This is a genomic window from Kineococcus auxinigenes (genome assembly GCF_050871525.1).
Classification (GTDB): domain Bacteria; phylum Actinomycetota; class Actinomycetes; order Actinomycetales; family Kineococcaceae; genus Kineococcus.
In genome coordinates, this window is sequence record NZ_JBKBCT010000115.1 from 1 (window position 1) to 7,716 (window position 7,716).

Genomic DNA, 7,716 nt, shown 5'->3' on the forward strand with positions numbered 1-7,716 from the left:
CACCCACCTCGCCGCCGCCCTCACCGTCCTACGACGCCTCATCAACGAGGCCCGTGACCGCTACCGCTGGCCCGGGCGCCCCACCACCCGCCGGCTCAAGTGACGTGCCTACTGCCGGTCGCTCTAACCGGGAGGAAGTGCCTGTTCTTCCACCGCTGCCTACCATCGGGGCATGACGCAGCCCTCGGAGCCGGCGCAGGAGCTCGTCGTGGACGTCTTCGCCCGCGGCTGCACCTCTCGCGCGGCCTTCGAGGACGTCACGAGCAGGTGGGCCTCGCTCGTCCTGCTGGCCCTGGGGGAGGGCGGCTACCGCTTCAACGCCTTGCGCCGCAAGGTCGAGGGCGTCAGCGAGAAGATGCTGTCGCAGACGCTGCAGACCCTCGAGCGGGACGGGATGCTCACCCGCGAGGTCGTCACGGCCATCCCCCCGCGGGTGGAGTACGCGCTCACCCCGCTCGGGGCGGCCGTCGCGCGCGGGCTGCGGGCGCTCGCCGACCTGCTCGAGGCGTCCGCCGGCCAGGTCCAGGCGGCCAGGGAGGCCCACGACCCCGCGCGGTGAGCGCACGCGGACGGGCGCCGCCCCCGAGGGGGACGGCGCCCGTCGCGTCAGGCGCGTGCCGTGGTCACGCGCGCCGCGGTCAGCCGGCGACGGCGACGTGCTCGTTGGGCACGCAGTGCGTCATCGTCAGGCCCGACACGTCGCGGGTCCCGTTCTTGCCGAGGTTGGCCAGGCGGGCCTGCTCCTCCTCGCTCAGGGTCTGCGACGCCAGCGGCGGCAGGTGCCGCACGTCGTCCGGGGTGATGCCCAGGCCCTCGCCCACGCGCAGGCCGTACTCGTCCTCGCACATGAGGAAGTGCCAGACCATGCGCTCCTGGATCTCGCGGTCGCACTGCTTCAGCGCGTCGACGAGGTTCTTCACCAGGTCGTCCTTCTCCCACTGCTGCGACAGCAGGTAGCGCTCGCCGGCCTGCTTGTAGTCGTTGGTGCGCGGGATGCGCTTGCGGGTCACGCGGCCGGTGATGACCGGGCCCTGCTCGTCGTGCGTCGGGTAGGTGGCCTCCTGCAGGCCCCCGGTGATGGACGGCTCGTAGTTCACGTGCGGGTTGGAACCCACCTCGTCGCGGCCGTACGACATCGGCCCGCCCTGCTGGTTCGTGCGCACCGGCACCTTGGGGCGGTTCACCGGCAGCTGCAGGTAGTTCGGGCCGACGCGGTACCGCTGGGTGTCGGAGTAGGAGAACGTCCGGCCGACGAGCATCTTGTCGTCGGAGAAGTCCAGGCCGTCCACCAGCACGCCGGTGCCGAAGGAGATCTGCTCGTTCTCGGCGAAGTTGTCGGTGACGTTGCGGTTCAGGACCATCTTGCCGACCGGGCGCAGCGGGAAGACCTCCTCCGGCCACACCTTGGTGTCGTCCAGCGGGTCGAAGTCCAGCTCCGGGTGGTCGTGGTCCTCCATGATCTGCACGTGCAGCTCCCACTCGGGGAAGTCGCCGGCCTCGATCGCGTCGTAGAGGTCCTTGGTGTGGGCGCCCAGCGTCTGCGCCTGCACGGCGGCGGCGTCGGCCGCGGTCCACGACTTCACGCCCTGCTTCGGCAGCCAGTGGTACTTCACGAGCACGGTCTCGCCCTGCGCGTTGACCCACTTGTAGGTGTTCACGCCGAAGCCCTGCATGAAGCGGTAGGACGCCGGGGTGCCGCGGGGGCTGAAGACCAGCGTGACCATGTGCATGGCCTCGGGGGTCTGGCTGAAGAAGTCGAACGCGCGCTGCGCGACGCTCGCCTCGAAGGTCACCGGGTCCGGCTTCTGCGAGTGGATGAAGTCGGGGAACTTGATCGCGTCGCGGATGAAGAAGACACCCAGGTTGTTGCCGACGAGGTCCCAGTTGCCGTCCTCGGTGTACATCTTCACCGCGAAACCGCGCGGGTCGCGCGCGGACTCGGAGGAGTCGCGCCCGCCGGCGACGGTGGAGAAGCGGATCGCCAGGTCGGTGCGCTTGCCCTTCTCCTGGAACAGCTTGGCACGGGTGTACTTGGAGATCGGCTCGTCACCGAGGGAGCCGTACGCCTCGAAGTAGCCGTACGCGGTGGTGCCGCGCGCGTGCACGACGCGCTCGGGGATCCGCTCGCGGTCGAAGTGGCTGATCTTCTCCAGGAACTGGTAGTTCTCCAGCGTGGCCGGGCCGCGGGCCCCGACGGTGCGCTGGTTCTGGTTGTCGTAGACCGGGTGGCCCTGACGGTTGGTCAGGACCGGGCGGTCGTCACCCGGGGCGGACGGCTGGCTGGCGACGTCGGTCATCGCGCTTCCTCTCGTGGGTTCTTCCGCTGGTCGGCGGTGGTTCTCAGGGATCCGGGGCCCGCCTGGGCGGCCCGGCAGTCGGGGCAGCGTCCCCAGAAGACCACCTCGGCCTCGTCGACCGCGAAACCCGCGGTGTCGGAGGGGGCGAGGCAGGGGGAGGGGCCGACGGTGCAGTCCACGTCGACGGTGCGGCCGCACTCGCGGCACACCAGGTGGTGGTGGTTGTCGCCCACCCGCGCCTCGTACCGGGCCGGGTGACCGGCCGGCTCGATGCGCCGGGCCAGGCCCGCGCGGGTGAGGGCGTCGAGGCAGTCGTAGACGGCCTGGGTGGACACCGCCGGCAGCGCCGCGCGGGCGCGGGTGACGACCTGGGCCACCGGGAGGTGCTCGGCGGTGGCGGCCGCGTCGTCGAGCACCTGCAGCACGACGGCGCGCGGGCGGGTCGCCCGCAGGCCGCGGGAGCGCAGGCGGTCCTCGGCGGCGGTCACCGCCGGGCTCGTCGTGGGGTCGGGCACGGCTCGATCACACCAGTCCAGTCTGGAACGAGTCAAGAAAGGGTCACCTACCTCGCCCAGTCCCACTCGCCTCCACCCGTCCCTCCTGTGGTGATCTTGCACGGTTGAGTCTTCAAGCGTGCAAGATCACCGCAGGAGCGGTGGGGTCGGGGGAGGGGCGGGTGGAGGGTGGGGTCAGGGGCGGCGCCAGTCGTCGGAGGTCAGGTGCGAACCGGCCATGGGGCCCATCTGCAGCATCCCGCCGTCCACGGCGTACGACGCCCCCGTGACGTACGAGCCCTCCGGCGAGCACAGCAGCGCCACCACCGCCGCGATCTCCCGCGCGTCACCCGGACGGCGCATCGGCACCCCCGGCCGTTCCTCGGTGTGCGGGTCCTGGTCCTCCTGGCCCGTCATCGGCGTGGCGATCTCGCCCGGCGCCACCGCGTTGACCGTGATCCCGTGCTCGGCCAGCTCGATCGCCGCCGTGCGCGTCAGCAGACCCAGGCCGCCCTTGGCCGCGCAGTACGGCGCCGCCCCCACCCGCGGCTGGTGCTCGTGCACGCTGGTGATGTTGACGATGCGCCCGCCGCGCCCGGCGGCGACCATCCGCCGCGCCGCCCGCTGCAGGCACAGGAACGCCCCGTCCAGGTCGGTGGCCAGGACCTCGCGCCAGTCCTCGAAGGACAGCTCCAGCAGCGGCGTCGAGGTGCCCGTGCCGGCGTCGTTGACCAGGACCTCCACCCCGCCCAGGGCCTCGGCCAGCTCGTCCACGACGTCCGCGGCCGCCGGCAGCTCCCGCAGGTCCAGGTGGCGCAGCTCGGCGCGCCGGCCCAGCGCCCGGACCTCCTCGGCGGTGCGCCGGCCCTGCTCCTCGTCGCGGAACCACGTCACGCCGACGTCGTGGCCGCGCCGGGCCAGCTCGACGGCGATGGCCCGCCCGATGCCGGACTCCGAGCCCGTGACGATCGCCGGGCCGGGGCTGCCGGCGGGCTCGCGGCTGCGCAGGTCGCGGAACCCGCCGTTCGCAGCAGTGCTCTGTTCGCTCATGCCCTCCCCGTACCCGCTCGGCACCGCGTGGATGCACCCGTGCACCCGGCAGGACGGCGCGGTCTGCGCGAAGATCCCCCTGATGGCTTCCGACGACAGCGCACCGCGCACCGCGCACCGCGACCTGCGCGGGTCCGGCGCCCGGGGCGCCGTGCCCGCCCGCCCCCCCTGGTGGCGCCGCAGCCGTGCGCGGCGCGCCCTGCCGCCCCGCGCGCTGCGGGCGCTGGGGCGCGTGCTGGGCTGGCTGGGCGTGCTGCTGGTGGCGGCCGTCGGCGCCGGGATCGGCTTCGCGCTGGCCCCCGGCCACGAGACCTGGGTGGGCCCGCTGGAGGTCGAGGTGCGCGTGCACCCCAGCCTCTCCCCGGGGGTGGCGGTCGAGCTGCCTCCCGTCGGCGAGGTCACCTTCGACACCCACGGCGCCCCCGTCGAGGTCGCCGCGGGCATCGAGGCGGTCGACCTGGACGCCGCCACCCGCCTCGTGCGCTCCCCGCAGCAGCTGCTCGCGCTGGAGCTGACCGCCGCCGACACCGTGCGCGCCGCCACCGTCCGCGCCACCGCCTACAGCGCCGCCTGCGGGATCGGCGGCGCAGTGCTCGCCGGGCTCGTCGTGTACCGCACCCGCGGCCGCACCCTGCAGGCCGGTGCGGCCTGCCTCGCGGCGCTGCTGGCCACCGGCGGCGCCACCGCCGCCACCTTCGACGCCGCCGCCCTGCAGCAGCCGCGCTTCACCGGCCTGCTCTCGCGCGCGCCGTACCTCGCCACCAGCACCCAGGAGGCGCTCGAGCGCCTGGAGTCGTACCGCAGCGGGCTGTCCGACATCGTGCGCAGCGTCAGCACCCTGTACGCCGTCAGCGCCGGGCTGCCCGCCCTCGGCGACGGGCAGACCGGCGCCGGTGCGGGGGAGGGCGTCACGACCGTCCTGCACATCTCCGACCTGCACCTGAACCCGCTCGGCTTCGACCTGGTGGAGGACCTCATCGAGCAGTTCGACGTGCAGGCGGTGGTGGACACCGGCGACGTCACCACCCTGGGCTCCGCGGTGGAGTCCTCGTTCCTGAACCGCATCGGCGGCCTCGGCGTGCCGTACGTCTTCGTGCGCGGCAACCACGACTCGATGCAGACCCAGGCCGCCGTCGCCGCCCAGCCCGGCGCCGTCGTGCTCGACGACGGGCAGACCGCCGAGGTCGCCGGGCTGCGCTTCGCCGGCAAGGGCGACCCCGTCTTCACCCCGGAGGGGGAGGGCAGCACCGCCTCGGGCACCGCGGAGGAGGTGCAGCGCGAGTCCAACGAGGTGCTCGCCGCCGGCATCGAGCAGTGGGAGTCGGCCCACCCCGACGACCCCGTGGACGTGGCCCTGGTGCACGACCCCAGCGGCCTGGAACCGCTGATGGGCCGCGTGCCGCTCGTGCTGGCCGGGCATCTGCACAAGCGCAGCGTCACGCTCGACGACTCCGGCACCCGGGTCATGGTGGAGGGCACGACGGGGGGTGCGGGCATCACCTCGGCCGGGCTGGACCGCCTCGCGGACGGCGCACCCCTGCCGCTGTCGGCGACGCTGCTCTACTTCGACGCGGACGACGAGCTCCTGGCCTACGACGAGGTGACCGTCGGGGGTCTCGGCCTGGCCGAGGTCAGCCTGCAGCGCACGGTCCTCACCGACGAGGACCGCCCGCCGCTGGTCCCGCCGACCGCCACGCCCACCGCCACCGCCACGCGCACCGCCACCTCCCCTGCCGCCGCCACGCCCACGGCCCCTGCCACCACCACGCCCACCGCCGCTGCGACCGCGCCACCGGTGCCGTGAACGCGGCTCGCGCGCCGCGCCGCGCGCGTACCGTGGGCGCCACCATGACCCCGCACCCCGACCCGGCCGGCACCGCGCCGGAGACCCTCGTGCCGGCCGGCACCGCGCCGGACCCGGTCGCCGGCCCCCTCGCCGACGACGCGCTCGCCGAGGAGATCGAGCTGTACGCCGACGTCGTCGTCGCCGCGTCGGAGAGCGACGGCCCGCTGGCCCACAGCGACCTCGACCGGGTGCTCGGCGTGGACGACGCCGTTCCCGGCGCGGCAGCCGCACCGCACGACGGGCTCGGTGTCGGGGGCGGTGCGCCCACCGCCTAGAGTCCGCTGCGGGTCGAGCGCCGCCGGCCCGACCGAGCACCCACCGTCTGCGGAGCCCCAGTGCGCTTTCGACTCACCCCCCGGGACGACGGCTTCTTCGAGCTGTTCGCCCGAACGGGCGACATCCTCGTGGAGGCCACCGCCGTCCTGACCGAGTTCCTGGGCAGCGACCAGGTGCGCCGGGTGGACCTGGCCCGCCGCATGGAAGAGGTCGAGCACGCCGGTGACGAGGCCGCCCACGCGGTGCTGAGCAGGCTCACCTCCTCCTTCGTGACCCCCTTCGACCGCGAGGACATCCACCGCCTGACCTCCCGGCTGGACGACTGCCTGGACCTCATGCACGCCGCCGTGGACCTCATCGTCATCTACCGGGTGGGCACCCTGCCGCCCGCGGTGAGCGACCTCGTGCAGATCATCACCCGGCAGGCGGAGCTGACCCGCGAAGCGCTGCCCCGGCTGCGCGCCCCGGGCGAGCTGGCGGACTACTGGGTGGAGATCAACCGCCTGGAGAACCAGGCCGACCAGATCCACCGCGACCTCCTCGGCACCATCTTCGGCGGGGAGCACGACGCCATCACGATCATGAAGCTCAAGGAGGTCGTGGAGACTCTGGAGAACATCGCGGACGCCTTCGAGGACGTCGCCCACACCGTGGAGATCATCGCGGTCAAGGAGTCCTGACCCGGTGGAGCCCGTCCTCGTCCTGGTCGTCGTGGTCGTCGTGGTGGCGCTCGTCTTCGACTTCACCAACGGCTTCCACGACGCCGCCAACGCCGTCGCCACCTCCGTCTCGACCCGGGCGCTGACCCCGCGGGTGGCCGTGACCCTGGCGGCCCTGTGCAACCTCGTCGGCGCCTTCCTCGGCACCGGCGTCGCCGAGACCATCGGCGACGGGATCATCGACGTCGGGATGGGCGCGGACGCCCTCTGGCTCATCCTGGCCGCGCTCGTCGGCGCCGTGGGCTGGCAGCTGCTCACCTGGTGGGGCGGGCTGCCGACGTCCGCCTCGCACGCCCTCATCGGTGCGCTCGCCGGCGTCGGGATCGTCACCCACGCCACCGTCCACTGGGAGGTCGTCCTCCACAAGGTCGCCATCCCCATGGTCGTCTCGCCCCTGGCCGGCTTCCTCGTCGCCTACCTGGCGATGCTGGGGGTGCTGTGGGCGGTGCGCCGCTCCGCCCCCGGGCCGGCGCACCGCCGCTTCCGGGTGGCGCAGACCGTCTCGGCCGCGGCGATGGCGCTGGGCCACGGGCTGCAGGACGCGCAGAAGACGATGGGCGTCATCGTCCTGGCCCTGGTCGCCGGTGGCTACCACGACGGCGACGACTTCTCGATCCCGTGGTGGGTGAAGGTCAGCGCCGCCGTGGTCATCAGCGCCGGCACCTACGCCGGGGGGTGGCGGATCATGCGGACGCTGGGGCGGCGGCTCATCCACCTCGACCCCGCCCGCGGCTTCACCGCCGAGGCGGTCTCCTCGATGGTGCTCTACGTGGCCGCGCTCGGCTTCCACGCCCCCGTCTCCACCACCCAGACCATCTCCTCCGCGATCACCGGGGTGGGTGCCACGAAGCGGCTGTCGGCGGTGCGCTGGGGGGTGGCCCGGACGATGGTCGTGGCGTGGTTGCTCACCCCGCCCGCCGCCGCCGGCCTGGCCGCCGGCCTGTACCTGCTCGGGAGCCTGATCGCCTGACCGCCCGGCGTCCGCGCCGCCCGCACGACGAAGCGCCCGGTCGCGTCCTTGGAAGGACGCGACC

At 73.7% G+C, this 7,716-nt stretch carries 8 protein-coding genes and 1 pseudogene; 6 read left to right on the forward strand and 3 right to left on the reverse strand.

All coding sequences use genetic code 11. The annotated features are described in order from the left end of the window. Positions 1-103 (forward strand): annotated as a pseudogene (locus ACRYR9_RS19090) (IS5/IS1182 family transposase); the annotation flags it as partial. 69 nt (positions 104-172) lie between these two features. After that, the gene (locus ACRYR9_RS19095; RefSeq protein WP_432495230.1) at positions 173-559 is read left to right on the forward strand and encodes a winged helix-turn-helix transcriptional regulator; all 387 of its coding nucleotides are present in this window, start codon (positions 173-175) and stop codon (positions 557-559) included. A 79-nt stretch (positions 560-638) separates the two neighbouring features. On the opposite strand, the gene ACRYR9_RS19100 is transcribed toward ACRYR9_RS19095, so the two are convergent. The 3 genes from ACRYR9_RS19100 to ACRYR9_RS19110 all read right to left on the reverse strand — a co-directional run bounded on the left by ACRYR9_RS19100 (position 639) and on the right by ACRYR9_RS19110 (position 3,841). After that, complete coding sequence (locus ACRYR9_RS19100) at positions 639-2,297, reverse strand: catalase (protein WP_432495228.1); 1,659 nt, start codon at positions 2,295-2,297, stop codon at positions 639-641. After that, on the reverse strand, positions 2,294-2,812 hold the full coding sequence (locus tag ACRYR9_RS19105; protein ID WP_432495226.1) for a Fur family transcriptional regulator: 519 nt from the start codon (positions 2,810-2,812) through the stop codon (positions 2,294-2,296). The genes ACRYR9_RS19100 and ACRYR9_RS19105 overlap by 4 nt, the downstream gene beginning before the upstream one ends. Positions 2,813-2,986: 174 nt before the next feature. Then, positions 2,987-3,841, reverse strand: a complete 855-nt coding sequence (locus ACRYR9_RS19110) for an SDR family oxidoreductase (RefSeq protein WP_432495224.1) — start codon at positions 3,839-3,841, stop codon at positions 2,987-2,989. A gap of 82 nt (positions 3,842-3,923) precedes the next feature. On the opposite strand from ACRYR9_RS19110, the gene ACRYR9_RS19115 reads away from it, so the two are divergent. The 4 genes from ACRYR9_RS19115 to ACRYR9_RS19130 are packed head-to-tail and all read left to right on the forward strand — an operon-like array spanning position 3,924 to position 7,652. Then, positions 3,924-5,645: a metallophosphoesterase family protein gene (locus ACRYR9_RS19115; RefSeq protein WP_432495222.1), complete on the forward strand. Its 1,722-nt coding sequence runs from the start codon at positions 3,924-3,926 to the stop codon at positions 5,643-5,645. A gap of 44 nt (positions 5,646-5,689) precedes the next feature. Continuing rightward, positions 5,690-5,962, forward strand: coding sequence for a hypothetical protein (locus ACRYR9_RS19120; RefSeq protein ID WP_432495220.1), 273 nt, complete (start codon positions 5,690-5,692; stop codon positions 5,960-5,962). A 60-nt stretch (positions 5,963-6,022) separates the two neighbouring features. After that, positions 6,023-6,643 (forward strand): DUF47 domain-containing protein, encoded by a 621-nt coding sequence (locus tag ACRYR9_RS19125; RefSeq protein WP_432495218.1) that lies wholly within the window; start codon positions 6,023-6,025, stop codon positions 6,641-6,643. 4 nt (positions 6,644-6,647) lie between these two features. Next, a complete protein-coding gene (locus ACRYR9_RS19130; protein WP_432495216.1) occupies positions 6,648-7,652 on the forward strand; it encodes an inorganic phosphate transporter in 1,005 nt (334 codons plus the stop codon). The last annotated feature ends 64 nt before the right edge of the window (positions 7,653-7,716 follow it).

What these genes read in the sequence shown, in the direction of transcription:
- ACRYR9_RS19095 (WP_432495230.1), top strand. Translation starts at nt 173, where the DNA reads ATGACGCAGCCCTCGGAGCCGGCGCAGGAGCTCGTCGTGGACGTCTTC.
- ACRYR9_RS19100 (WP_432495228.1), bottom strand. Translation starts at nt 2,297, where the DNA reads ATGACCGACGTCGCCAGCCAGCCGTCCGCCCCGGGTGACGACCGCCCG.
- ACRYR9_RS19110 (WP_432495224.1), bottom strand. Translation starts at nt 3,841, where the DNA reads ATGAGCGAACAGAGCACTGCTGCGAACGGCGGGTTCCGCGACCTGCGC.
- ACRYR9_RS19115 (WP_432495222.1), top strand. Translation starts at nt 3,924, where the DNA reads ATGGCTTCCGACGACAGCGCACCGCGCACCGCGCACCGCGACCTGCGC.
- ACRYR9_RS19120 (WP_432495220.1), top strand. Translation starts at nt 5,690, where the DNA reads ATGACCCCGCACCCCGACCCGGCCGGCACCGCGCCGGAGACCCTCGTG.